Raw genomic sequence first — 24,095 nt, 5'->3', positions numbered from 1 at the left:
GGCACCCTTACGGGGGCTACATTGTCAGGGGAGCTTCACACCCCACCGTTGCCAGTGACGCATGTCCCCCTAGGCTACTGCTAATCGCATAGCAGGTTCTCTATCAAGGCACCCTCACGGGCGGGCTCGACCGAACCATAACGCGTGGAGCTTACGCTCCGGGTCCTCATTTCTTGCTTACGTGCTCCCATACAGGCGAGCGCTTGACGACGGCGCTCTCTTGCGAGCGCGGACCACCGTCCCGAAGAACGTAGCGCCGATCCCTCTGGATCGGTTGAAATGCTATGTTGGCGATTACCCAGCAAAGAAGCCGCTGCGCAACCACCCGCACCCTCCACAGAGGGGCGTTTACAGAGAAACTCGCCCAAAGGCGAGAGTCCCCGCCCTTGGGCAATGGCTGGAAATCTATCCAGCAAAAGCAAGCTGCAAGTCGGCCAGTGCTCCGGCTTCCTCACAACATATGAATTCGCCCGGCCTCGCGGCTAGGTTCATCAAAGCAAGTCATGGTCGAGATGGGATGGTTCGGGCCGAGGCCCTGCCCTTGTCTCGACAAAAGGTCAACACTCCTTACGTTGGAGCTACCCGGACACGAGAGTGCGTGTCGCACTAAAGCGAGCATTATAAGGCGAATGGGTCCGCTTGCCGCTCCCGCCGCCCGCGGCCGGTGCCGCGCTGCTGTTTTTGTGCCGCAACCGGCCCTCGCGGCATGGCGCGATGCCGCAAAAGGCGGCATGATATGGCCCACTTCGGCTTCACTTCGGCCCTGGCACCTGCTGCCCCCGAGATCCGCCCATTCCAAGCCAGCCACACTTGAAAGCGCTGCCCAACCGGTTCTTTTCCCGGCTCCTGCCCCGAGTCCTGTCTCAGGCGACCGCCCAGCTCGACGTCGAGACGCGCGCCAAGTTGATGGCCATCGTGCACAAGAACTCGCCCACGGCGATCGTGGCCTCGGTGCTGCTGCCCGCGCTGACCACACTGGGATTCTGGAACGACGTGAGCCACTCGGCCTTGCTCGGCTGGTGCGCGGTGATGCTGCTGCTGACGGCCGGCGGCCTGTGGTTCTACGTCGGTTACCAGCGCGACCATGCCTCGATGAGCCGTTCCGCGCACACGCGCAAGTGGTGGAACAATATGCGCGCAGTTGCCTTCCTGACCGGCGTGACCTGGGGCAGCTCGGCGCTGCTGCATTTGTATACAGGCTCGGCGGTGTTCTCCAGCGTGCTGTACCTGCTGACCCTTGGGGTGCTGGCAGGCGGCGCGGTGTCGCAGGCGCCGGTGCCGTCGAACCTGGTCTATGCCGGCGTGCCGATCCTGGTGCCCAACATCCTGATGGCGGAATTCGCCTTCCCCGGCCATGGCGCCTATGTGCAGGGGCTGCTGGTGATCTATGGGGGGATGCTGTCGCGCCATGCCTTCAACCTGCAGGTCACGCTGGTGCGCGCCATCCAGCTCGAGGGCGACAGCCGCCGCCTGGCCAAGCAGTTCCAAGATGAAAAAGAGCGCGCGCTGCATGCCAGCGAGGAGAAGTCGCGCTTCCTGGCCGCCGCCAGCCACGACCTGCGCCAGCCGGTGCATGCGCTGGTGATGCTGGTGGAGGCGCTGCGCGCCCGCAACCAGTCGTCGGCGCTGCATCCGCTGGTGGAGCAGGTGGCGGCGGGCACCCAGACCATCGACCTCTTGTTCCGTTCGCTGCTGGACCTGTCCAAGTTGGAAGGGCGCAAGGTGTTGCCGACGCTGGAGCCATGCGAGCTGGGCGCGCTGATCCGCGACGTGATGAGCCAGTTTGCCGCCGATGCGCGCGAAAGCGGCCTGACCCTGACCCCGCGCGTGCCCGACGAGCTCTACGCCATGGCCGAGCCGGTGCTGTTGCGCCGGGCCCTGTTCAACCTGGTGCAGAACGCGCTGCGCTACACCGAGCGCGGCGGCGTGCTGGTGACCGCGCGCCAGCGCCGCAAGAATGTGCGGCTGGAAGTCTGGGATACCGGCGCCGGCGTGACACCCGAGCACCTGCCCGACATCTTTTCGCCGTACTACCAGGTCCATAACCCGCAGCGCGACCCGTCGCAGGGCCTGGGCCTGGGGCTGGCCATCTTCAAGGAATGCGTGCGCCTGATGCGCGGCACCTATGGCGTGCGCTCGGTGCCGGGCAAGGGTTCGGTGTTCTGGTTCGCGCTGGCGACGGTGCGGGCCGAGACCGTCGCCAGCGTGCGCGAGATGCGCGCGATGGCGCAGGCGGAAGAGGCCAAGCCCGACCGCCTGCAGGGCACGGTGCTGGTGGTCGACGACGACAGCCAGATCCGCAAGGCCTGGATCGCGCTGATGGAGGCCTGGGGCATCCGCGTGGCCTGCGCCCGGACATCATCTTCTGCGACCTGCGCCTGCCCGGCAGCGAGAACGGACTGGATTTGCTCGAGCGCTGGCAGAACACGCAGCCGCAGGCGCGCAGCGCGCTGCTGACCGGCGACCTGAAATCCGCCGCGCTGGCGGCGGCGGAAGAGGCGGGGTATTTCGTGCTGCCCAAGCCGGTGGACCCGGCTTCGCTGCGGCTGCTGCTGCGCCGCTGGCTGCGGCCGGCGTAGGGCGGGGAGGCGAAAGACGGCGAAGGGCGCCGGCCTGCGTTACTGGCGCAGGCGGAACCGTTCCATGCGCGACATCACCTGCATGCGCGTGCGCACGCCCAGGCGCTGCAGGATGGCCGACACGTGTTCCTTGACCGTGTTCTCGGTCAGCCCCAGGCGGCGCGCAATCACCTTGTTCGGCAGGCCTTCCAGCACCAGCGCCAGCACCGAGCCCTGGCGCGGTGTCAGGCCGAGCTCGGCCGGCGTGACCGGAATGCCGTGGGCGGGCCCGAACGACTGCGCGCGGCCGTTCAGGGCCTCATCGGTGGGGAAGGAGGTGTCGCCTGCCAGCACCTTGCGCACCGCAGCGGTGAAGGCATTGGCATCAAGGTGCTTGCCGACGAAGCCGCAGGCCGACAGCGCGCGGGCGCGGCCGACGATCTCGGGGGTGGCCTCGGCGGACATGAAGATGAAGCGTGCGCCAGGGATAACGGTCTTGAACGACTGCATGGCGTCGAAGCCCGTGCCGTCGTTCAGCCAGATATCGAGCAGCACGATATCGGGGCGCAGCCCCTGCTGCAGGCTTGTCAGGGCTTCGCGGGCACTGCCGGCGGCATGGACTGCCACATCCGGCATGACTTCGGCGAGGAAAGCCGTAGTGCCTGACAAAGCCATAGGATGATCATCGACCACCAACAACGTCGGTGCAGCGTTCGACATGCGAATTCCCGTTCAAATTCCCGTTTCGTCCTTGTTGTCACCAGCTCTTGGCGAGCACTGTGTCGTGCACAGGGTTGGCGCGTGGACGTAGCGCCCACTCTAGCAGAGGGGGCGAAGCGTCACAATCCATCAATCGGGGGTATACGGGCATGCCGTCACATGTTAGAGACATCGCGCCCTGTCCGAATCTCGTGAATTAAGCACGTAATGCGTTGGCTTTACCAGAGTTTAGCGCCTTGCCTTGGTAGAATTGCGCGATGAAAAAAATTGTCATCTTGATTTCCGGGCGGGGCTCCAATATGGAAGCCATCGTCCGTGCGTGCGCGGGTGGCGGCTGGCCCGCCCGGGTGGCGGCAGTACTGTCGAACCGGCCGGATGCCGCCGGGCTGCAATTCGCGCAGCAGCATGGCATCGAAACCGGTGTGGTCGACCATCGCCAGCACCCTGACCGCGCCGCTTTTGATGCGGCTTTGGCCGAGGCCATCGACGCCCACGCGCCCGACCTGGTGGTATTGGCCGGTTTCATGCGTATACTCACGCCCGGCTTCGTCGACCGCTATGCGGGCCGGCTGCTGAATATCCATCCGTCGCTGCTGCCATGCTTCCCGGGCCTGAACACCCACAAGCAGGCGCTGGACGCCGGTGTCAAGCTGCATGGCGCCACCGTACACTTTGTCACCCCTGAACTCGACCATGGCCCGATCGTGATCCAGGCTGCACTTGATGTGCGGCCCGCGGACACGCCCGAGAGCCTGGCCGCGCGCCTGCTCGATTGCGAGCACGTGATCTATCCCCGCGCCGTGCAATGGTTCGTAGAGGACCGCCTGCAGCTGCAGGACGGCGTAGTCAACGTTATCAACCCGGCCGAATCGCAATTGCTGATGGCCATCTCCGCCGATACCCCGGCGGGAGGAGTCAAGGCATGAGTCGCACCCAGGCAGGAACCCGATCCCCGCGCAGCGAAGGACACGCCCCCGCGCGCAGCAAGGGCAAGGGCAGCCCCATCCGCAAGTCGCCCAATGCCAACGGTGCCCCGGTCCGCTCGCATGGCGGCCTGCATGCCACCCATATCCAGCATATCGACCGCCTGCTGGGCAAGGTCATGCTGTTTGCGCGCCCGGCCGATGCCGTGGTGAGCTATTACTTCCGCGAGAACAGCAAGCTTGGCCACCGCGAGCGCGGCATCATCGCCGAGGCCATCTACGCGGTGCTGCGCCGGCGCGTCGAGTTTGCGCAGTTTGCCGAAAGCGGCACGGGCGCGACCTCGCGCCGGCTGGCGCTGCTGGGCCTGGCCGCGACCCTGGGCCGCGACACGCTGACGCCGTTCCTGCATCCCGAAGAAGCCGAGTGGCTGGACCGCCTGACCACGATCGAGCGCTCCAGCCTGGCGCCGCGCGTGCGCGCCAACCTGCCCGAGTGGCTGTACGACGAACTGGTGCGCGGCCACGGCGAGGCCTTTGCCGCGGCCCTGGGCGACGCGCTGCTGCGCCCGGCGCCGCTGGACCTGCGCGTCAACCTGGCCAAGACCAGCCGCGAAGCCGCACTGGCCGAGCTGCAGGCCGCCGGCCTGGGCGCCGAGCCCACGCCGATGGCGCCGGCCGGCATCCGCATGGCCGGCAAGCCGGCGCTGAACCAGCTGCCGATCTTCGTCAACGGCCTGGTCGAGGTGCAGGACGAAGGCAGCCAGCTGCTGTGCAACCTGGTTGCACCCAAGCGCGGCGAGATGGTGGTCGACTTCTGCGCCGGCGCGGGCGGCAAAACCCTGGCGCTGGGCGCGGCGATGCGCTCGACCGGCCGGCTCTATGCCTTCGACGTATCGGAAAAGCGCCTGGCCAACCTGAAGCCGCGGCTGGCGCGCAGCGGGCTGTCCAACGTCCATCCGGTGCTGATCGACTCCGAGCGCGACGCCAAGATCAAGCGCCTGGCCGGCAAGGCCGACCGCGTGCTGGTCGACGCGCCTTGCAGCGGGCTGGGCACGCTGCGCCGCAACCCCGACCTGAAGTGGCGGCAATCGCCCGAGTCGGTGCTGGAACTGACTGCCAAGCAGAGCGCGATCCTGGACTCGGCCGCGCGGCTGGTGAAGGGCGGCGGCCGCGTGGTCTACGCGACCTGCAGCGTGCTGGAGGCCGAGAACGAGCAGATCGTGCGCGACTTCCTGGCTGCGCACCCCAACTTCCGCCTGGTGCCGGCCGCCGAAGTGCTGGCCGAGCAGAAGATCGAAGTGACCGGGCTGCCGGACAACGGCATGTTTGCCCTGTATCCGCACCTGCACCAGACCGACGGCTTCTTTGCCGCGGTGCTGGAACGCACCAGCTGAACGCCGGTGCCTGCCGGGCCGCCCGCCGATCGCGCGGGCGGCCGTGCCAACCCTGAGTTTCCTCAATGAACGGTGAGACCCTGTCCGACCTGGGCGGCCTGAAGGACCTGAAGGCCTCCCATTCCATGTTCGGCAAGATGCTGGACGACCTGATCCGCGACGCAGGCGGGCCGGGCTTCTTCTGGCAGCTGCTGGTGCTGGCCGGCTGCCTGCTGGTGGCGTGGCCGCTGGCGCGCTTCGTGGTGCGGCGCCTGGAAGCGCGCTACGAAAGCTCAAGCTTTTCCGTGCGCTTTGCCGCCGCCAGCCTCGAGCGCGCCATGTTCCCGCTGGCCGGCTGGGTGCTGGTGCTGATCGCCCGCTTCGCGCTGGAGCCGCTGATCCCGATCAGCGTGCTGCGCCTGGCGCTGGTGCCGCTGTTCGGCATCACCTTCCTGAATTTCACCTTCTATGTGCTGCGCCGGGTGATGTCGGGCAGCGGCCAGCTGCACGGCATGCTGCTGCTGGTGGAGAAGGTGCTGACCACGCTGGTGTGGGCCGGCATGGCGCTGTACGTGCTGGGCGTGCTGGCGGACGTGGTGGCGTGGATGGAGGGCGTGCGCTTCTCGATCGGCGGCAAGCAGAAGATCAGCCTGGCCGAGACCCTGATGGCGGTGGTCTGGATCCTGCTGACGGTGCTGGTGGCGCTGTGGTTCGGTTCCTGGCTGGAAGAGCGGCTGATGCGCTCGGCCAACCTCGACGGCAACCTGAAGGTGGTGCTGACTCGCATCTCCAAGGCCTTGCTGCTGCTGGTGTCGCTGCTGCTGAGCCTGTCGCTGGTGGGGATCGACCTGACCGTGCTGTCGGTGTTCGGCGGCGCGCTGGGCGTGGGCCTGGGGCTGGGTTTGCAGAAGATCGCCAGCAACTACATCTCCGGCTTCATCATCCTGCTGGACCGCTCGGTCAAGCTGGGCGACCAGATCACGGTGGACAAGTACACCGGCATAGTGTCGCAGATCCGCACCCGCTATACGGTGGTGCGCAACGGCGATGGCGAAACCCTGGTGCCGAACGAGCAGCTGGTGGCGCAGCCGGTGCAGAACCATTCGTTCTCCAACACCAATGTGCGCGTGGCTACCCGGGTGCAGGCCGACTACAGCGCGGATCCGGAAACGGTGATCGCGCTGCTGACCGCATGCGTGCGTGACCTGCCGCGCGTGCTGCCCGACCCGGAGCCCGCCGCTTTCCTGGTGCTGTTTGCCGACAGCGGCATCGAGTACGAGGTTGCGGTCTTCGTGGCCGACCCGCAGAACGGCAAGCTGGGCGTGCAGTCGGCGATGAACCGCGCGATCTGGCGCACGCTGCGCGAGCATGGGATTTCCATCCCCTATCCGCAGCGCGAACTCCGCGTGCTGAGCGAGGCACCCTTGCCCGGCAACGATCTGCCCCCATCTAAGACCGTAGCGGATGCAGCGAATGCGGTGAGTGCCGCATAGGCCGCAAGATGGGCGCAGCATGCGCCACCCACGGAACGAAAACTGTGGCGCCCCGTCAAAATCCGGGAAATAGCGTATGCTTGCGCGTCGCGCGATCCGGTAGAATGCCGGGTTGTCGCGGGTTGCAGCTGAGGTTGCAGCGCACGCTCCCACATCAGACAGCCGCCAGATTGCAGCGGCTCGTACCTTGTCCCGCCAGCCGAGGGTCATCCCGGCGCCGGCGCGAGACTCGTGTGCCTGGGAGCCCGGAATGACTTCGGGTCCCGTGGCAGGCGCCAGAAAGCTATCGCAATCACTTGGATTCGCAGCCTTTTTTCTGCGCGTTGCGTGCACCGGCCCCGCCGGCCTGCACGGGAAAGTCCCTGTTTAACCGACGGAGAACAGTTTGTTCGACACTATTCTTGACTGGGCCGCCAACGGCCTTGCCAACTGGACCTGGTGGGAGATCGTCATCTACACGCTCGTGATGACGCATATCACGATCGCCGGCGTCACCATCTTCCTGCACCGCTGCATGGCGCACCGGTCGCTGGATCTGCACCCGATCGCCCAGCATTTCTTCCGCTTCTGGCTCTGGCTGACCACGGGCATGGTCACGCGCGAGTGGACCGCCATCCACCGCAAGCACCACGCCAAGTGCGAAACCGAAGAAGATCCGCACAGCCCGCAGACCCGCGGCATCCGCAAGGTGCTGCTGGAGGGAGCGGAACTGTATCGGGCCGAATCCAAGAACAAGGAAACCATCGCCAAGTTTGGCCATGGCTGCCCCAATGACTGGGTTGAGCGCAATGTGTACTCGCGCTTCGGCTGGCAGGGTGTCGGCCTGATGCTGATCATCGACCTGGCGCTGTTCGGCGTGATCGGCATGACCGTGTGGGCCGTGCAGATGCTGTGGATCCCGATCCATGCCGCCGGCATCATCAATGGCCTGGGCCACTGGTGGGGCTACCGCAACTACGATTGCGAGGACGCCTCGACCAACGTGTCGCCGTGGGGCCTGATCATTGGCGGCGAAGAGCTGCACAACAACCACCACACCTACCCGACCTCGGCCAAGTTCTCGATCAAGTGGTATGAGTTCGATGTGGGCTGGGGCTATATCCGCGCGATGCAGGCAGTCGGCCTGGCCAAGGTCAAGAAGACCCCGCCCAAGGCACGCCTGGTGGAAGCCCGCCCGGTTGACCACAACACCCTGGAAGCGATCATCGCCAACCGCTATGACGTGATGGCGCGCTACGCCAAGGCCGTCAAGGGCGCGTTCCGCCAGGAACTGGACAAGCTCAAGGAAGGCGGCGTGGCCGAGTACCGCAGCTTCAAGCCCGCCAGCAAGTGGTTCCACCGCGAGGAAACCAAGCTGGCCGCGCCGCAGCGCGAACAGCTGGCCAGCATCGTCGAACAGAACAAGGCGCTGCAGACCTTCGTCGAAATGCGCCGTGAACTGGCCGCCATCTGGGGCCGTTCCAACCTGACGCGCGAGCAGCTGCTGCAGCAGCTGCAGGCCTGGTGCCATCGTGCCGAGGCTAGTGGCATCCAGGCGCTGCAAGATTTCTCGCTGCGCCTGCGCCGCTACGCCTGATACAATCCGGCCGCGCCGTATGGTTTGACAAAGCCCCGCCCATGGCGGGGCTTTTGTTTTAGATAAACTCCCCAATATTCTGGCCGGGCCGCACCCTTGCTGGCGAAGGTCTAGAGGAGTACCGGAGATGACCCCACAATCGATCAAGACCGTCGAGTTCGAAAAGCCGAACCTGGCGGATGCCGAAAACGCCACTGGCGGTAGCTGCGTGGCCCATGCCTGGGCCAAGGTGCCGCCGGTGCTGACGCCTGACGAGCGCCAGTCGCTGAAGGCGCGTATTCGCCGCCTGCTCAAGGAGCGCAATGCGGTGCTGGTGGCGCACTATTACGTCGACGCCGACCTGCAGGACCTGGCCGAGGAAACCGGCGGCTGCGTCTCCGACTCCCTGGAAATGGCCCGTTTCGGCCGCGACCACGAGGCCCAGACCCTGGTGGTGGCGGGCGTGCGCTTCATGGGCGAGACCGCCAAGATCCTGAGCCCCGAGAAGACCGTGCTGATGCCGGACCTGGACGCGACCTGCTCGCTCGACCTGGGTTGCCCGGCCGACGAGTTCGCCGCTTTCTGCGATGCGCACCCGGACCGCACCGTGGTCGTCTACGCCAACACCAGCGCCGCCGTGAAGGCGCGCGCGGACTGGATGGTGACCTCCAGCATCGGCCTGAAGATCGTCGAGCACCTGCATGCGCAGGGCAAGAAGATCCTGTGGGCGCCGGACAAGCACCTGGGCAGCTATATCCAGAAGCAGACCGGTGCCGACATGCTGCTGTGGCAGGGCTCGTGCCTGGTGCATGACGAGTTCAAGGGCATCGAGCTGGACCTGCTGCGCCGCGAATTCCCCAACGCCAAGATCCTGGTGCACCCGGAATCGCCGGAGAACGTGGTGGCGCAGGCCGACGTGGTCGGCTCCACCTCGCAGCTGATCGAGGCCGCGCAGAAGCTGGACGCGACCGAGTTCATCGTCGCCACCGACAACGGCATCCTGCATAAGATGCGCATGGCCGCGCCCGGCAAGCACTTCATTGAAGCGCCCACGGCCGGCAACAGCGCCACCTGCAAGAGCTGCGCGCACTGCCCGTGGATGGCCATGAACGCGCTCACCAACCTGGCCGAGGTGCTGGAAACCGGCCGCAACGAGGTCCATGTCGACCCGGTGACCGGGCGCCAGGCGGTGAACTGCATCAACCGCATGCTGGACTTCGCCGCCGCGCAGAAGCGCAATGTGCGCCCGTCGGCCGACCTGGCCAAGGAACAGGCGCTGTTCCAGGGGATCGGCCCGGCATGAGCGTGAACCCGATTTTCGACAGCTACGGCCCGGCGCTGCAGGCCGCGCTGCAAGCCAATGTGCAGGCCGCTATCGCCGAGGATGTCGGCAGCGGCGACCTGACCGGCCTGCTGGTGCCTGCGGCCAAGGCGGCGCGCGCGCGCGTGATCGTGCGCGAATCCGCAGTGCTGTGCGGCCAGCCGTGGTTCGATGCCTGCATGCGTGCGGTCGACCCGGCGCTGGAAGTGCGCTGGCTGCAGCAGGAAGGTGCCCGCATGGCGCCCGATTCGGTGGTCTGCGAGATCACCGGCCCGGCGCGCTCGCTGCTGACGGCGGAGCGCCCGTCGCTGAATTTCCTGCAGCTGCTGTCGGGCGTGGCCACTGCCACGCGCCGCTATGCCGACCTGATTGCCGGCACCCGTGCGCGCGTGCTGGATACACGCAAGACGCTGCCGGGCCTGCGCCTGGCGCAGAAGTACGCAGTCCGTATCGGCGGCGGCGAGAACCAGCGGCTGGCGCTGTACGACGGCATCCTGATCAAGGAAAACCATATCGCCGCGGCTGGCAGCATCAGCGCGGCCATGCAGGCGGCGCTGGCGCTGGATACCAGGGCGCCGGTGCAGATCGAGGTGGAAACGCTGGCCGAACTGGAAGAAGCGCTTGCGGCCGGCGCGAAGTCGGTGCTGATCGACAACTTCACCGTGCCGATGATGCAGGATGCGGTCAGGCTCAACCGGGGCAGGGCGCTGCTGGAAGTGTCGGGCGGCGTCAATGCCGACACCATCCGCACCTTTGCCGAAACCGGCGTGGACCGGATCTCGGTCGGTGCGCTGACCAAGGACGTGCGGGCGACGGATTATTCGCTGCGGATCATCGGCTGACGCTTCGCGCGATACGAGAAAAACGGGGTGGGGCCTTGCGGCGCCACCCCGTTTTTCTTTGCCTGGCCAGCGCTCAGCGCTTCCTTGTGGCTGGCGGCTGCATCACCGTCGGCAGCGCCTTGGGCAGTGCATCCGGATAGTCCCGGCTGAAATGCAGGCCCCTGCTTTCATGGCGCGAGTAGGCGCTGTCCACGATCAGCGAGGCCACTTCGACCAGGTTGCGCAGCTCCAGCAGGTCGCTGGTGACGCGGAAGTGGGCGTAGTACTCGGCGATCTCCTCGCGCAGCAAGCCGATGCGGTGCTGGGCGCGCTCCAGGCGCTTGCTGGTGCGCACGATGCCGACGTAGTTCCACATCATGCGGCGCAGCTCGTCCCAGTTGTGCGACACCACCACTTCCTCGTCGGCATCGGAGACGCGGCTTTCATCCCAGGCCGGCAGCGTGATGTCTGGCAGGCCGGCCTTGTCCTTGGAAGAAATGTCCTCGGCCGCGGCGCGGCCGATCACCATGCATTCGAGCAGCGAGTTGGAGGCCAGCCGGTTGGCGCCGTGCAGGCCGGTGCAGGCGGTTTCGCCGACGGCGTACAGGTTGCCGATATCGGTGCGCCCGGCGGTGTCGGTGACCACGCCGCCGCAGGTGTAGTGGGCGGCCGGCACCACGGGAATCGGCTCGCGCGTGATGTCGATGCCGAACTCCAGGCAGCGCGCGTGGATGGTCGGGAAGTGTTCCTTCAGGAAGGACTCGGGCTGGTGGCTGATGTCCAGGTAGACGCAGTCCAGGCCGCGCTTCTTCATCTCGAAGTCGATCGCGCGCGCCACCACGTCGCGCGGCGCCAGTTCGGCGCGCGCATCGTGTTCGGGCATGAAGCGGGTGCCGTCGGGCAGCTTGAGCAGGCCGCCTTCGCCGCGCACCGCTTCGGAGATCAGGAAGGACTTGGCGTAGGGGTGGTACAGGCAGGTCGGGTGGAACTGGATGAACTCCATGTTCGACACCCGGCAGCCCGCGCGCCAGGCCATGGCGATGCCGTCGCCGGTGGCCGTATCCGGGTTGGTGGTGTACAGGTAGACCTTGCCGGCACCGCCCGCGGCCAGCACGGTGTGCGTGGCCGTGAGGGTATGCACCGCGCCGGTGCTGTCGTCCAGCACGTACAGGCCGTAGCAGCGGTTGCCCGGCAGCCCCAGCTTGCGCGAGGTGATCAGGTCGATCGCGAAGTGGTCTTCCAGGATGGTGATGTTCGGGTGTTGCGTGGCCTGCTGCAGCAGCGTGCTGACCACGGCATGGCCGGTGGCGTCGGCGGCGTGGATGATGCGCCGGCGGCTGTGGCCGCCTTCGCGCGTCAGGTGGAAGCCCAGTTCGGCCTGCTCGTCGCGCGTGAACGGCACGCCGCGGTCGATCAGCCACTGGATGGCCTCGCGCCCATGCTCCACGATGAAGCGCGTAGCCTCTTCGTCGCACAGCCCCGCACCGGCAACGAGCGTGTCCTGCGTATGCTCGTCATGGCTGTCGCCGGAATCCAGCACGGCGGCAATGCCGCCCTGCGCCCAGTCGCTGGCGCCCTGGGTCATGGCGCGCTTGCTGAGGATGGCCACCCGGTGGGTGTCGGCCAGTTGCAGCGCGACCGTAAGGCCGGCCAGGCCGCTGCCGACGATGGCGACGTCGAAATTCATGATGCGGAGATGCGCCGGGGGCGCTTGGCAGATGGGGGAAACGGGAAAGTCTACACCTGCGCGCCATGCCGTGCATCAGTGCCGCGGGTGGGGTGGTCGCCTATCGCTCCTATCGCACCAGCACCGCGTGGACAAAACAAAAAGCCCCGCGGCATGGCGGGGCTTTCTGGCGGGAACCGGGATCAATTACTTGATCTTGGTTTCCTTGTAAGCGACGTGCTTGCGGGCGACGGGATCGAACTTCATGATCTCCATCTTTTCCGGCATGGTGCGCTTGTTCTTGGTGGTCGTGTAGAAATGACCCGTACCTGCGGTCGATTCCAGCTTGATCTTGTCGCGGCCGCCCTTGCTTGCCATGATGTGCTCCTAATTAGACTTCGCCGCGTGCGCGCAGGTCGGCGAGCACGGAGTCGATGCCTTTCTTGTCGATCAGGCGCAGGCCGGCGTTCGAGACGCGCAGGCTCACCCAGCGGTTTTCGGATTCAACGAAGAAACGACGATTCTGCAGGTTGGGCAGAAAACGGCGCTTGGTCTTGTTGTTTGCGTGGGAAACGTTGTTGCCGACCATCGGCGCTTTCCCGGTCACTTGACAGACGCGTGCCATGAAGCACTCCTAAATCTTCTATTCGTGGACAATGTTCGCAACAGATCAACAAAAGGCGCGCGGGCCCGGACTGCAGCGGTTGAGACTTCAGCAAAACGGGCATTATAGACCGGATTCCCTCGCCGAATCAATGCCTTCTGTGCTTTGACGTTATCCGGCGTTGCTGCGCTGGCTGTGTCGTGACGTTGGCATCACAGCCCGGGCAGGCGATCGCAGCAGTCGGCCAGCGAGCGGATTTCCTGCCCGGCCACGATGAAATGGTCGAGCAGCCGGACGTCGATCAGGTCGAGGGTGCGCGCCAGTTCGTGGGTCAGGCGGATGTCGCTCTGGCTGGGCGCGGTGGTGCCGCGCGGGTGGTTGTGCGCCACGATGATGCCGGCCGCATTATGCACCAGCGCCTGGCGCGCCACCTCGCGCGGGTAGACGGCGGTGCGCGTCAGCGTGCCGCGGAACAGTTCTTCACTGGCCACCATGCGGTTGCGCGGATCCAGGAACAGGCACAGGAAGACCTCGTGCGGCAGCGGCGCCAGCGTCAGGCGCAGGTAGTTGCGCACCGCCGCCGGGCAGTCGAAGCCGGTGGGCAGGCGCAGCGATTCGGCCAGCGCGCGCCGTGCCAGCTCCGGAATGGCCCTGCAGCTGCGCATACTTGGTTCCGCCCATGCCCCGGACGCTTGTCAGTGCGCGCCCCTCGGCCGCGAACAGGGCTGTCAGCGAGCCGAAGCGGTGCAACAGCTCGCGTGCGAGGTCCACGGCACTTTTGCCGGCCGCGCCCACGCGCAGCAGGATGGCCAGCAGCTCGGCGTCGGACAGGGCGGCGGCGCCGCTTTCCATCAGTTTCTCGCGGGGCCGCTCGCAGGCGGGCCAGTTGGCAATGGTCATGAGCACTCCAGGGTAGTCGCGCCGTGATGAGGGTGAGGCCGGGCCCGGGGCGGCGGGCGATGGGCCAGTCGAATACAATACGGGTTGTTGACCGGTTGATCACCTATGAATTTGCAAACTTTCGCGTCGGAAACCGACGGCGGCACGGCTGGCCGCAAGACTGTCCAGGCTGACTCTTTCCTGACCCTGCACTACAGCATCGCGCTCGAGAACGGCACCGAGGTCGTCAGCACGTTCGAGGAGAAGCCCGCCACGCTGCTGCTCGGCCAGGGCCAGTTCGCGCCGACGCTGGAGCAGGCGCTGCTCGGCATGCCCGAAGGCGAGCGCATGACCTACCGGCTGGCGCCGGAGCAGGCCTTTGGCCCGCGCAACCCCGAGCTGCTGCAGTGGGTGTCGCTGGCCACGCTGCGCGAGAACAGTTCGTTCGAAGAGGACTACAGCCCGGGCGACCTGGTGGAGTTCAACGCGCCCGGCGGCGGCAAGTACGCGGGTGTGCTCAAGGAGATCGGCGAGACCGCTGCGCTCTTTGACTTCAACCATCCGCTGGCCGGGCAGACCGTCCTGTTCGACGTGCAGCTGATCGGCATTCTCTGAGCGCGCCGCACGTGTGCCGAACCATCCTGATACCGCAGCATGCCTGACCTGACCCCCGCACCCGACGCAGAAATCCTGATGGCGCAGCCGCGCGGCTTCTGTGCCGGCGTGGACCGTGCCATCGAGATCGTCGAGCGTGCGCTCGAGCGCTTCGGCGCGCCCATCTACGTGCGCCACGAGATCGTCCACAACGCCTATGTGGTGGCCGACCTGCGCCGCAAGGGCGCGGTGTTCGTGCGCGAGCTCGACGAGGTGCCCACGGGCGCCACCGTCATCTTCAGCGCCCATGGCGTGTCGCGCGAAGTGCGTGCTGACGCCGCCGCGCGCGGGCTGCACGTGTTCGATGCCACCTGCCCGCTGGTGACCAAGGTGCATGTCGAAGTGAGCAAGATGCGCGCCGAGGGCTGCGAGATCGTGATGATCGGGCATCGCGGCCATCCGGAGGTGGAGGGCACCATGGGCCAGGCCAGCGGCGGCATGCTGCTGGTGGAGTCGGTCGCCGACGTCGCCACGCTGCAGGTTGCCGACCCGTCGCGGCTGGCCTACGTGACCCAGACCACGCTGTCGGTGGATGAGACCCGCGAGATTGTGGCCGCGCTCAAGGCGCGCTTCGCGCAGATCCGCGAACCCAAGAAGCAGGACATCTGCTACGCCACGCAGAACCGCCAGGACGCGGTGAAGTTCATGGCGCCGCAGGTGGAGGTGGTGATCGTGGTGGGCAGCCCCAACAGTTCCAACTCCAACCGCCTGCGCGAGCTGGCTGAGCGTCTGGGCGTGCCGGCCTATATGGTGGATGCCCCCGAGCAGGTGCGCCCCGAATGGATCGCCGGCAAGCGCCGCATCGGCCTGACCGCCGGCGCTTCGGCGCCCGAGGCGCTGGCCCAGTCCATCGTCGAGCGCCTGCGTGAGCTTGGCGCGCGCCAGGTGCGCCCGCTGGACGGCATCGAAGAGAACATGGCCTTCCCGCTGCCGCGCGGGCTGCTGCCTGCCAGCGCAGCCGCCTGACCGGCGCGGGCCGCGCCTGCCTGCCAGCCTTGCCTTGAACAAGGGCGCCGCTTGATGCGGCGCCCTTTGTCTTTGGTGCGCCCGATTTGCAGCCGGCCGGCGCGAATAATGCACGCGGATGGTGCGGGTAATACATTGTTGTCCCGCTGATCAGACAAATCAGGGTAATCCCCTGGTCTGGGGTTTTCCCTATTATGGTGCGGCGCTACATTCTGCACATTAGAGATGGGTGCAACTGAATTTAAATGAAACACCTAATTAATAAAGGCGCATTATAGGTGGCGCTGGCGATGCTTATCCGCCTCATCGGGCAGCGCAGGCACGATTCTTGTAAGTAGGTGAGGCGACCGCGTCATGTGAGCGGGAATTGCCGCAATCTGTGCATTGGGGAAATTCCCTAGCTCATTTGACCGGTAAATAGTTAAGGATGTTGCGTCGCGTATTGCATCGACTAAGAAAGGGGATACAATGCGCGCGTTTCAAATTGAAACTAAACAAAGGCGGGCCAGGGAAACGTCCGGGAGGCGTTGAATATCCCTGTTTTTGTGAATCCTAGGAGATCACTCATGCAAATCACGTTTGCCAAGATTCTGCCGATCGCGGCCGCAGTGGCGCTGGTAGCAGCTTGCGGCAAGAAGGAAGAGAAGCCGGCGGATGCAGCTTCCACGGCGCCGGCGGCAACCGCCCCCGCAGCGGGCGACGTCGTCGTCAAGATCGGCCACGCGGCCCCGCTGACCGGCGGCATCGCGCACCTTGGCAAGGACAACGAAAACGGCGCCCGCCTGGCCGTGGAAGAAGTCAACAAGACCGGCCTGGAGATCGGTGGCAAGAAGATCAAGCTGGAACTGGTCGGCGAAGACGATGCCGCCGACCCCAAGACTGGCACCTCCGTGGCGCAGAAACTGGTCGACGCCAAGGTCGTGGCCGTGGTCGGCCACCTGAACTCGGGCACGTCGATCCCGGCCTCGAAGATCTATAGCGATGCCGGCATCGTGCAGATCTCGCCCTCGTCCACCAACCCGGACTACACCAAGCAGGGCTTCAAGACCACCTACCGCGTGGTCGCCACCGATGCCCAGCAGGGCCCGGCACTGGCCAACTATGCCAGCAAGACGCTCCATGCCAAGAGCGTGGCGATCGTCGACGACGCCACCGCCTACGGCAAGGGCCTGGCCGACGAGTTCGAGAAGACCGCCAAGGCGGCCGGCGTGAACGTGGTGGCGCGCGAGGCCACCAACGACAAGGCCACCGACTTCAAGGCCATTCTCACCAAGATCAAGGGCAAGAAGCCTGACGTCATCATGTACGGCGGCATGGACGCCACCGGCGGCCCGTTCGCCAAGCAGGCCAAGGAGCTTGGCATCGGTGCCAAGATCGTTGGCGGCGACGGCGTCTGTACCGACAAGGTGGCCGAACTGGCGGGCGACGCCGTGACCAACATCATCTGCTCCGAGGCCGGCCTGGCCCTGTCGAAGATGGAGCAGGGCGCGGACTTCTCCAAGCGCTACCAGGCTCGCTTCAACGCCCCGGTGCAGATCTACGCACCGTTCACGTATGACGCCGTGATGGTCGTCGTCGACGCCATGAAGCGCGCCAACTCGACCGAACCGGCTGCCATCCTGGCCGAAATGCCCAAGACCAACTACAAGGGCGTGATCGGCAATATCGCCTTCGACGAGAAGGGCGACATGAAGGAAGGCACCATCACGCTGTACGAGTACAAGGACAAGAAGAAGTCCGTCCTCGACGTCGTGAAGATGTAATCTGGGCTTACCGGCCCATCCGAACGGCACCGTGAGTATTTTGCGGTGCCGTTCTTTTTAGCCTCGCCTAATGTAGAAGCATCCTTACCATGGATGGAGCAGGGCAGGTCGCTTACCAGCAAACCAACCACCGCAACGTTACCCATTACACACCATGGTCCCCCCCCGGCATCCACACCATGCCGCAAGGTCCGGGACTGAAGCAGGAGTTTTCATGGATATCTTTATCCAGCAGATCGTGAACGGTCTGGTGCTCGGCAGCATCTATGCACTGATCGCACTGGGCTACACCATGGTCTACGGTATTCTCGGCATCATCAACTTCGCCCACGGCGATGTGCTGATGATCGGCGCGCTGACCGCCCTGTCAGCCATCCTCGGATTGCAGAAGTTCGCCCCCGGCCTGCCTGAATGGCTGACGCTGGTGATCGCTACGCTGATCGCCATGCCGGTCTGCGCGATCCTGTCCTATGCCATCGAGCGGATCGCCTACCGGCCCTTGCGCAATGCGCCACGGCTGGCCCCGCTGATCACCGCCATCGGTGTCTCCATCATCCTGCAGACGATGGGCATGCTGATCTGGTCGCGCAACCCGCTGACCTTCCCGCAGCTGCTGCCGTCGGAGCCGATCGACATCGGCACGACCGGCGCCACCATCACCGGCAAGGAAATGGTCATCATCGGCATGGCCGTGATGGTGATGTCCGGCCTGCTGGCCCTGGTCAACCGCACCAAGCTCGGCCGCGCCATGCGCGCCACCGCCGAGAACCAGAAGGTGGCCGGCCTGATGGGTGTTAACCCCAATTTCGTCATTTCCGCCACCTTCATGATCGGCGCCACGCTGGCCGCGCTGGCCGGCGTAATGATGGCCACCAACTACGGCAATGCCCACTTCTACATGGGCTTCATCCCCGGCCTGAAGGCGTTTACCGCCGCGGTGCTGGGTGGCATCGGCAACCTGGCGGGCGCCATGGTCGGCGGCATGCTGCTGGGCCTGATCGAAGCGCTCGGCGCCGGCTATATCGGCGACCTCACCAACGGCGTCTTCGGGTCGAACTACCAGGACGTCTTTGCCTTTATCGTGCTGATCACCGTGCTCGTCTTCCGTCCGTCCGGCATCATGGGCGAACGCGTGGCGGAACGCGCCTGAGGAGAGCGAATCCATGAATACTCCGATTCCATCCACGGCAGCCGTTGCGGCGCCCACCAAGGTGCCGGCCAAGACCCTGGCCGCACTGATTGGCTTCCTGGTGATCGCCCTGTGCGCACCGTTCTTCGTCCAGACCCTGGGCGGCAACTACTGGGTCCGCGTGCTGGACTTCGCGCTGCTGTACATCATGCTGGCGCTGGGCCTGAACATCGTGGTGGGCTTTGCCGGCCTGCTTGACCTGGGCTATATCGCGTTCTACGCGGTGGGCGCCTACCTGATGGCGCTGCTGGGCTCACCCCACCTGACGAACCAGTTCGAGTGGATCCAGCAACTGTTCCCCACCGGCATCCACCTGTCGATGTGGTTCGTGTTGCCGATCGCGATCCTGGTAGCCGCCACCTTCGGCGTGCTGCTCGGGGCGCCAACGCTGAAGCTGCGCGGCGACTACCTCGCCATCGTGACGCTGGGCTTCGGCGAGATCGTCCGTATCTTCATGAACAACCTGGACCGCCCGGTCAACATCACCAACGGACCCAAGGGCATCACCGCGGTGGATCCGGTTCACATCTTCGGCTTCGACTTCTCGAAGACGCACGAGATCCTGGGGCTGAAGTTTTCGCCGGTGTTTATGTACTACTACCTGCTGGTGTTCCTGGTCATCGTGATCGTGTTCGTGAGCCTGCGGCTGCAGACTTCGCGTATCGGCCGCGCTTTCGTGGCCATCCGCGAAGACGAGATCGCCGCCAAGGCGATGGGCGTCAACACCCGCAACATCAAGCTGCTGGCCTTTGCCATGGGCGCGTCGTTCGGCGGTGCCTCGGGCGCGGTGTTCGGCGCCTTCCAGGGCTTCGTGTCGCCGGAATCGTTCACGCTGTGGGAATCGATCTACGTGCTGGCCATCGTGGTGCTCGGCGGCATGGGCCATATCCCGGGCGTGATCCTGGGTGGCGTTCTGCTGGTGGGTTTCCAGGAGCTGCTGCGCGTGGTGGCGGAGCCGATGCAGACCGGTTTGTTCGGCCATGTCATCGTCGATGCCGAAGTGCTGCGCCAGCTGCTGTTCGGCCTGGCCCTGGTCGGCGTCATGCTGTATCGCCCGGCGGGCATCTGGCCGTCGCCGCGCAAGGAAGACCGCCCGGTGGTGCGCCGTGCGGGCAGCGTGGGCCGTTTCTGACCAGGAGGACAATATGAGCAACAACGATTTCCTCCTGTCGGTACAGGGGGTGAACAAGCGTTTCGGCGGCCTGCAGGCGCTGTCCGAGGTGGGCCTGCAGATCAAGCCGGGGGAGATCTATGGCCTGATCGGCCCCAACGGCGCCGGCAAGACCACCTTCTTCAACGTGATCACGGGGCTGTACACGCCGGATTCGGGCGAGTTCGTGCTGGGCGGCAAGGCCTACCAGCCGACCGCCGTGCATGAAGTGGCGAAGGCCGGCATCGCGCGCACGTTCCAGAACATCCGCCTGTTCGGCGAGATGACCGCGCTCGAGAACGTCATGGTCGGGCGCCACGCGCGTACCAAGGCCGGCCTGTTCGGCGCGATCTTCCGCCCGCCTTCGGTACGCCGCGAGGAAGAGGGCATCGAGGACATGGCGCATGACCTGCTCGACTATGTCGGCATCGGCAAGTACGCCAACTTCACCGCGCGCAACCTGTCTTACGGCCACCAGCGCCGGCTGGAGATCGCGCGGGCGCTGGCGACCGAGCCCAAGCTGCTGGCGCTGGACGAACCGGCCGCGGGCATGAACGCGACCGAGAAGGTGGAGCTGCGCGGACTGCTCGACAAGATCCGCAACGATGGCAAGACCATCCTGCTGATCGAGCACGACGTGAAGCTGGTGATGGGCCTGTGCAACCGCATGACGGTGCTGGACTACGGCAAGGTGATTGCCCAGGGCCTGCCGCATGAAGTGCAGAACAACCCCGCGGTGATCGAGGCCTACCTCGGCGCATCGGCACACTGATGGCCGGAGGACAAGCAATGACACAGACAGTACTGAAGATCTCGGGCCTCAAGGTCGCGTACGGCGGCATCCAGGCCGTCAAGGGCATCGACCTGGAAATCCAGGACGGCGAGCTGGTGACGCTGATCGGCGCCAACGGCGCCGGCAAGACCACCACCATGAAGGCCATCACCGGCCTGCAGGGCTGGGCCAGCGGCGACGTGGAATACATGGGCAAGTCGATCAAGGGCGTGCCCAGCTATGCGCTGCTCAAGCAGGGCCTGGCGATGGTGCCGGAAGGCCGCGGCGTGTTCGCGCGCATGACCATCACCGAGAACCTGCAGATGGGTGCCTACACGCGCAACGACGAGGCCGGCATCAAGGCCGACGTCGAGCGCATGTTCGGCATCTTTCCGCGCCTGAAGGAACGCGCCAACCAGCTGGCGGGCACCATGTCCGGCGGCGAGCAGCAGATGCTGGCAATGGCGCGCGCGCTGATGAGCCAGCCCAAGGTGCTGCTGCTGGACGAGCCCTCGATGGGCCTGTCGCCGATCATGGTCGAGAAGATCTTCGAGGTCGTGCGCGACATCTCGGCGCAGGGCGTGACCGTGCTGCTGGTCGAGCAGAACGCGCGCCTGGCGCTGCAGGCTGCCCACCGCGGCTACGTGATGGAGTCGGGCCTGATCACCATGAGCGGGGACGCCAAGCAGATGCTTGATGATCCCAAGGTGCGCGCCGCCTACCTGGGCGAGTAAGGCGCGCGCCGCCGCCTCCCCCCCCGCCGCAAGAGGGGTGAGGGAGAGGGCAGGCGCACGCAGGCGCAAGGCCTTTCCCCTTGCCGCGGGGCCCCGCGCAACGCCTGCTAAGGCTGGTGTGCGCGGGTTCTGCGGCGCTGGCTCTCTCCCTCACTCCTCTGCGGCACCACAAAGAAAAAAGCCTCGCGCGAGCGAGGCTTTTTTCCGTCTGGCGAATGACCAGGCTCAGGCCAGCTTCTTCAGCAGCGTGCGCAGCATGCCGATCATCTGGTCGATCTCTTCGCGCGTCACGTTCAGCGCCGGCATGAAGCGCAGCAGGTTGGCGCGCGGTGCGTTCAGCAGCAGGCCTTGCGGCGCCATGTCGCGGGCTTCTTCCACCAGTTGCGGGCCGATGTCCTTGCCCAGCATCAGCGCGCGCAGCAGGCCGTCGCCGCGTTCGCCGGCCAGGCCGAACTCGGCGGACAGCGCCAGCAGCTGTTCCCTCAGGTATTCGCCCTTGGCCTTGACGTCGTCGAGGAAGCCGGGCGCGGTCAGCTGCTCGATCACGGCGCTGCCCACCGCGGTCATCAGCGGGTTGCCGTTGTAGGTGCCGCCCTGGTCGCCGGCCTCGAAGCTGGCGACCTCGGCCTTGCACAGCAGCGCCGACAGCGGCACGCCGCCGCCGATGCCCTTGCCCAGCGTCATGATGTCCGGCTCCACGCCCGCCAGCTCGTAGGCGAACAGGGTGCCGCAGCGCCCGCAGCCGGTCTGCACTTCATCGACGATCAGCAGCAGCCTGTGCTTGTCGGCCAGCGCGCGCAGGCCCTGCATGAACTCGCGCGTGGCGGGGAGCACGCCGCCTTCGCCCTGCACCGGTTCCAGCATGATGCCGACGGTCTTGTCGGTGATCAGCTTCTCCACCGAAGCCAGGTCGTTGAGGTTGGCCTTGGGGAAGCCCGACACCTGCGGCGCGAAGATGGTGTCCCAGCCGGCCTTGCCCGACGCGCTCATGGTGGCGAGCGTGCGGCCATGGAAGCTGTGGTCCATGGTGATGATCTCGAAGGCGCCGTCCTTGTGCTTGCGGCCCCATTTGCGCGCCAGCTTGATCGCGCCTTCGTTGGCCTCGGCGCCGCTGTTGGCGAAGAAGACCTTGTCGAAGCAGCTGTGGTCGGTCAGCTGCCGGGCCAGCTTGAGCATCGGCTCGTTGTAGAAGGCCGGGCTCGGGTTGATCAGCCGGTGCGACTGGGCCACCAGCGCGTCGATCATGCCCTGGTTGGAATGGCCCAGGCAGTTCACTGCCCAGCCTTGCACGAAGTCCAGGTATCGCTTGCCGTTGTGATCCGTCAGCCAGGAGCCCTTGCCCTCGGTGAACACGAGCTCGGGCCGGTTGGTGATGTACATCAGGGATTGGACGGGAAACTCAGCAAATGCCATGGCGGACTCCAGGGGTCGGCTTTAAACGATGGACGGACGGGCGTAACAACCGGAACAAAAACAAAAAGCCACGGGGGTTGCCCGTGGCTCGTTGACATGAACAGACGCAGTCGACGGTCAGCCGCGCGGCACCCCAGCGGGGAGCGACGTACGGAAGCTGCGGCGTCGGTTGAAGGTCATGTGCATGCGGGCAAATATAAGGTGCATGCGCCCGGGTGTCAAAACGAATTTTGGCAGGCCCGGGCATTGTTGCGCTGACGGAACGGCTGGCGGCGGCTCGCGCCTCAGGCCGCCGGGGCCGAGCCGGCCGGGTGCATGTCGGCCTCGGAGGTGAACGAGTCGGCGAAGAACGCGTCCTCGTGCAGCTTGCACTGGCGGGTGAAGTCGCCGCGCGCGGCATTGATCATCACCGGGGCGCCGCAGGCATAGACCTCGTGGCCCGACAGGTCGGGATGGTCGGCGATCACGGCCTGGTGGACAAAGCCGGTGCGGCCCTGCCAGTTGTCTTCAGGCAGCGCGTCGGAGACCACCGGCACGTATTGGAAGTTGGGCAGCTCGCGCGCCCACTGCTCGCACAGCGCGTGCATGTACAGGTCCTTGGGCCGGCGGCCGCCCCAGTACAGGGTCATCGGGCGCTGGATGCCGGTGTAGGCGGCGTGCTCGACGATGGCCTTGATCGGCGCGAAGCCGGTGCCGGAAGCCAGCAGGATGATCGGGGTCTCGGATTCCTCGCGCAGGAAGAAGCTGCCCAGCGGGCCCTCGAAGCGCAGGATGTCGCGCTCCTTCATGGCGGGCTGGCCTTCCCTGGCGCCGAATACGTAGTCGGTGAAGGCGCCGCCCGGCATATGGCGGATATGCAGCTCGATCGGGCCGTCTTCATGCGGCGGCGTGGCGATCGAATAGCTGCGGCGCTTGCCGTCGCGCAGCAGGAATTCCACGTACTGGCCGGCCAGGTACTGCATGCGCTCGGTAGCCGGCAGCTGCAGCTTGATGGCGATCACGTCATCTGCCAGGCGCTCGATCGCGGTCACGCGGCACGGCACCTTCTTGATCGGGATGTCGCCCGCGCCGTGGACTTCGCGGCACTCGATGGTGACGTCCGAGGCGGCGTTGGCGCAGCAGAACAGGGCGCGGCCCTCGGTTTTCTCCTGCGCGGTCAGTGCCGCCGGGGCGTGGTCGCCCTGCACGATGGTGCCTTCGAGCACGCGGCCCTTGCACGAGCCGCAGGCGCCGTTCTTGCAGCCGTAGGGCAGCCCGATGCTGTGGCGCAGGGCCGCGCCGAGGATGGTTTCGTCCGTGGCCACTTCAAACTTGTGGCCGCTGGGCATGACGGTTACTTGATAAGCCATAATCGGTCTATGAGCCAAATTCTGTCGAAGCTGCAGCCCTCGCGCCTCCCACAAGTCCCACGGCTGCCGGCACCTTCGCGCCAGCTGGGCCGCCCGCGCCTGTTGATCGTCGGCTGCGGGGATGTGGGGACGCGCTGCCTGCGAATCCTGTCGTCGCGCATGCGTGTCTTTGCCGTGACTTCACAGCCGGCG

19 protein-coding genes and 3 pseudogenes are annotated in these 24,095 nt (G+C 65.8%); 15 read left to right on the top strand and 7 right to left on the bottom strand.

The genetic code is table 11. The annotated features are described in order from the left end of the window. Positions 1-810: 810 nt before the first annotated feature. Positions 811-2,579 (top strand): annotated as a pseudogene (locus CF68_RS17930) (ATP-binding protein). Positions 2,580-2,618: 39 nt separating this feature from the next. On the opposite strand, the gene CF68_RS17925 reads toward CF68_RS17930, so the two are convergent. Then, on the bottom strand, positions 2,619-3,278 hold the full coding sequence (locus tag CF68_RS17925) for a response regulator transcription factor (protein WP_011615962.1): 660 nt from the start codon (positions 3,276-3,278) through the stop codon (positions 2,619-2,621). 257 nt (positions 3,279-3,535) lie between these two features. Here CF68_RS17925 and purN point away from each other — a divergent pair, with 257 nt between their 5' ends. The 6 genes from purN to nadC all read left to right on the top strand — a co-directional run bounded on the left by purN (position 3,536) and on the right by nadC (position 10,785). Then, the gene (gene purN, locus CF68_RS17920) at positions 3,536-4,204 is read left to right on the top strand and encodes a phosphoribosylglycinamide formyltransferase (protein WP_035821202.1); all 669 of its coding nucleotides are present in this window, start codon (positions 3,536-3,538) and stop codon (positions 4,202-4,204) included. Continuing rightward, on the top strand, positions 4,201-5,595 hold the full coding sequence (locus CF68_RS17915; protein ID WP_035821199.1) for an RsmB/NOP family class I SAM-dependent RNA methyltransferase: 1,395 nt from the start codon (positions 4,201-4,203) through the stop codon (positions 5,593-5,595). Before purN ends, CF68_RS17915 begins: the two co-directional genes overlap by 4 nt. A 65-nt stretch (positions 5,596-5,660) precedes the next feature. Then, positions 5,661-7,067, top strand: coding sequence for a mechanosensitive ion channel family protein (locus tag CF68_RS17910; protein ID WP_035821197.1), 1,407 nt, complete (start codon positions 5,661-5,663; stop codon positions 7,065-7,067). A gap of 385 nt (positions 7,068-7,452) precedes the next feature. Further along, positions 7,453-8,643 (top strand): acyl-CoA desaturase, encoded by a 1,191-nt coding sequence (locus CF68_RS17905; protein ID WP_013957873.1) that lies wholly within the window; start codon positions 7,453-7,455, stop codon positions 8,641-8,643. Positions 8,644-8,770: 127 nt separating this feature from the next. After that, on the top strand, positions 8,771-9,925 hold the full coding sequence (gene nadA / locus CF68_RS17900) for a quinolinate synthase NadA (RefSeq protein ID WP_035821195.1): 1,155 nt from the start codon (positions 8,771-8,773) through the stop codon (positions 9,923-9,925). Then, complete coding sequence (gene nadC / locus CF68_RS17895) at positions 9,922-10,785, top strand: carboxylating nicotinate-nucleotide diphosphorylase (protein ID WP_035821193.1); 864 nt, start codon at positions 9,922-9,924, stop codon at positions 10,783-10,785. The genes nadA and nadC overlap by 4 nt, the downstream gene beginning before the upstream one ends. 73 nt (positions 10,786-10,858) lie before the next feature. Here the strand turns inward: nadC and nadB are convergent, their stop codons facing one another. From nadB to radC, 4 genes and pseudogenes are all read right to left on the bottom strand, one after another. Beyond that, a complete protein-coding gene (nadB, locus tag CF68_RS17890; protein ID WP_035821191.1) occupies positions 10,859-12,451 on the bottom strand; it encodes an L-aspartate oxidase in 1,593 nt (530 codons plus the stop codon). A gap of 186 nt (positions 12,452-12,637) precedes the next feature. After that, on the bottom strand, positions 12,638-12,808 hold the full coding sequence (gene rpmG, locus CF68_RS17885) for a 50S ribosomal protein L33 (RefSeq protein WP_010814980.1): 171 nt from the start codon (positions 12,806-12,808) through the stop codon (positions 12,638-12,640). Positions 12,809-12,821: 13 nt separating this feature from the next. After that, a complete protein-coding gene (gene rpmB / locus CF68_RS17880; protein ID WP_006575661.1) occupies positions 12,822-13,055 on the bottom strand; it encodes a 50S ribosomal protein L28 in 234 nt (77 codons plus the stop codon). Between the two features lie 191 nt (positions 13,056-13,246). Continuing rightward, positions 13,247-13,934, bottom strand: a pseudogene (radC, locus tag CF68_RS17875) (DNA repair protein RadC). A 105-nt stretch (positions 13,935-14,039) separates the two neighbouring features. Here radC and CF68_RS17870 point away from each other — a divergent pair. The 7 genes from CF68_RS17870 to CF68_RS17840 all read left to right on the top strand — a co-directional run bounded on the left by CF68_RS17870 (position 14,040) and on the right by CF68_RS17840 (position 21,141). Further along, complete coding sequence (locus tag CF68_RS17870) at positions 14,040-14,528, top strand: peptidylprolyl isomerase (protein ID WP_035821189.1); 489 nt, start codon at positions 14,040-14,042, stop codon at positions 14,526-14,528. Between the two features lie 39 nt (positions 14,529-14,567). Further along, on the top strand, positions 14,568-15,533 hold the full coding sequence (gene ispH / locus CF68_RS17865; RefSeq protein WP_035821186.1) for a 4-hydroxy-3-methylbut-2-enyl diphosphate reductase: 966 nt from the start codon (positions 14,568-14,570) through the stop codon (positions 15,531-15,533). Between the two features lie 566 nt (positions 15,534-16,099). Beyond that, positions 16,100-17,296, top strand: a complete 1,197-nt coding sequence (locus CF68_RS17860; RefSeq protein WP_035821183.1) for a branched-chain amino acid ABC transporter substrate-binding protein — start codon at positions 16,100-16,102, stop codon at positions 17,294-17,296. Between the two features lie 214 nt (positions 17,297-17,510). Then, complete coding sequence (locus CF68_RS17855) at positions 17,511-18,446, top strand: branched-chain amino acid ABC transporter permease (protein ID WP_022536455.1); 936 nt, start codon at positions 17,511-17,513, stop codon at positions 18,444-18,446. 13 nt (positions 18,447-18,459) lie between these two features. After that, complete coding sequence (locus CF68_RS17850) at positions 18,460-19,617, top strand: ABC transporter ATP-binding protein (protein ID WP_035821180.1); 1,158 nt, start codon at positions 18,460-18,462, stop codon at positions 19,615-19,617. 13 nt (positions 19,618-19,630) lie between these two features. Then, positions 19,631-20,407, top strand: a complete 777-nt coding sequence (locus tag CF68_RS17845; RefSeq protein ID WP_035821178.1) for an ABC transporter ATP-binding protein — start codon at positions 19,631-19,633, stop codon at positions 20,405-20,407. Between the two features lie 17 nt (positions 20,408-20,424). Next, complete coding sequence (locus CF68_RS17840; protein ID WP_035821176.1) at positions 20,425-21,141, top strand: ABC transporter ATP-binding protein; 717 nt, start codon at positions 20,425-20,427, stop codon at positions 21,139-21,141. 225 nt (positions 21,142-21,366) lie between these two features. Here CF68_RS17840 and CF68_RS17835 read toward each other — a convergent pair whose 3' ends face one another. After that, complete coding sequence (locus CF68_RS17835) at positions 21,367-22,554, bottom strand: acetylornithine transaminase (protein WP_035821174.1); 1,188 nt, start codon at positions 22,552-22,554, stop codon at positions 21,367-21,369. Positions 22,555-22,838: 284 nt separating this feature from the next. Then, entirely contained in the window at positions 22,839-23,903 is a 1,065-nt protein-coding gene (locus tag CF68_RS17830) for a CDP-6-deoxy-delta-3,4-glucoseen reductase (RefSeq protein WP_035821171.1), read from the bottom strand. A gap of 9 nt (positions 23,904-23,912) precedes the next feature. Here CF68_RS17830 and CF68_RS38445 point away from each other — a divergent pair. Then, positions 23,913-24,095, top strand: a pseudogene (locus tag CF68_RS38445) (SDR family NAD(P)-dependent oxidoreductase); the annotation flags it as partial.

Origin of the sequence: Cupriavidus sp. SK-4, assembly GCF_000611125.1 — a bacterium.
Taxonomy (GTDB): domain Bacteria; phylum Pseudomonadota; class Gammaproteobacteria; order Burkholderiales; family Burkholderiaceae; genus Cupriavidus; species Cupriavidus necator.
The sequence above is the reverse complement of the archived record's forward strand: the minus strand, read 5'-3'. Positions and strand labels throughout refer to the sequence as shown.

Excerpts from the sequence above, each read along its gene's own strand:
- CF68_RS17850 (WP_035821180.1), top strand. The coding sequence starts at position 18,460 with ATGAATACTCCGATTCCATCCACGGCAGCCGTTGCGGCGCCCACCAAG.
- CF68_RS17830 (WP_035821171.1), bottom strand. The coding sequence starts at position 23,903 with ATGGCTTATCAAGTAACCGTCATGCCCAGCGGCCACAAGTTTGAAGTG.
- rpmG (WP_010814980.1), bottom strand. The coding sequence starts at position 12,808 with ATGGCAAGCAAGGGCGGCCGCGACAAGATCAAGCTGGAATCGACCGCA.
- nadA (WP_035821195.1), top strand. The coding sequence starts at position 8,771 with ATGACCCCACAATCGATCAAGACCGTCGAGTTCGAAAAGCCGAACCTG.
- nadB (WP_035821191.1), bottom strand. The coding sequence starts at position 12,451 with ATGAATTTCGACGTCGCCATCGTCGGCAGCGGCCTGGCCGGCCTTACG.
- nadC (WP_035821193.1), top strand. The coding sequence starts at position 9,922 with ATGAGCGTGAACCCGATTTTCGACAGCTACGGCCCGGCGCTGCAGGCC.
- CF68_RS17835 (WP_035821174.1), bottom strand. The coding sequence starts at position 22,554 with ATGGCATTTGCTGAGTTTCCCGTCCAATCCCTGATGTACATCACCAAC.
- CF68_RS17855 (WP_022536455.1), top strand. The coding sequence starts at position 17,511 with ATGGATATCTTTATCCAGCAGATCGTGAACGGTCTGGTGCTCGGCAGC.
- purN (WP_035821202.1), top strand. The coding sequence starts at position 3,536 with ATGAAAAAAATTGTCATCTTGATTTCCGGGCGGGGCTCCAATATGGAA.
- CF68_RS17910 (WP_035821197.1), top strand. The coding sequence starts at position 5,661 with ATGAACGGTGAGACCCTGTCCGACCTGGGCGGCCTGAAGGACCTGAAG.
- rpmB (WP_006575661.1), bottom strand. The coding sequence starts at position 13,055 with ATGGCACGCGTCTGTCAAGTGACCGGGAAAGCGCCGATGGTCGGCAAC.
- CF68_RS17840 (WP_035821176.1), top strand. The coding sequence starts at position 20,425 with ATGACACAGACAGTACTGAAGATCTCGGGCCTCAAGGTCGCGTACGGC.
- CF68_RS17870 (WP_035821189.1), top strand. The coding sequence starts at position 14,040 with ATGAATTTGCAAACTTTCGCGTCGGAAACCGACGGCGGCACGGCTGGC.
- CF68_RS17915 (WP_035821199.1), top strand. The coding sequence starts at position 4,201 with ATGAGTCGCACCCAGGCAGGAACCCGATCCCCGCGCAGCGAAGGACAC.
- CF68_RS17845 (WP_035821178.1), top strand. The coding sequence starts at position 19,631 with ATGAGCAACAACGATTTCCTCCTGTCGGTACAGGGGGTGAACAAGCGT.
- CF68_RS17860 (WP_035821183.1), top strand. The coding sequence starts at position 16,100 with ATGCAAATCACGTTTGCCAAGATTCTGCCGATCGCGGCCGCAGTGGCG.
- ispH (WP_035821186.1), top strand. The coding sequence starts at position 14,568 with ATGCCTGACCTGACCCCCGCACCCGACGCAGAAATCCTGATGGCGCAG.
- CF68_RS17925 (WP_011615962.1), bottom strand. The coding sequence starts at position 3,278 with ATGTCGAACGCTGCACCGACGTTGTTGGTGGTCGATGATCATCCTATG.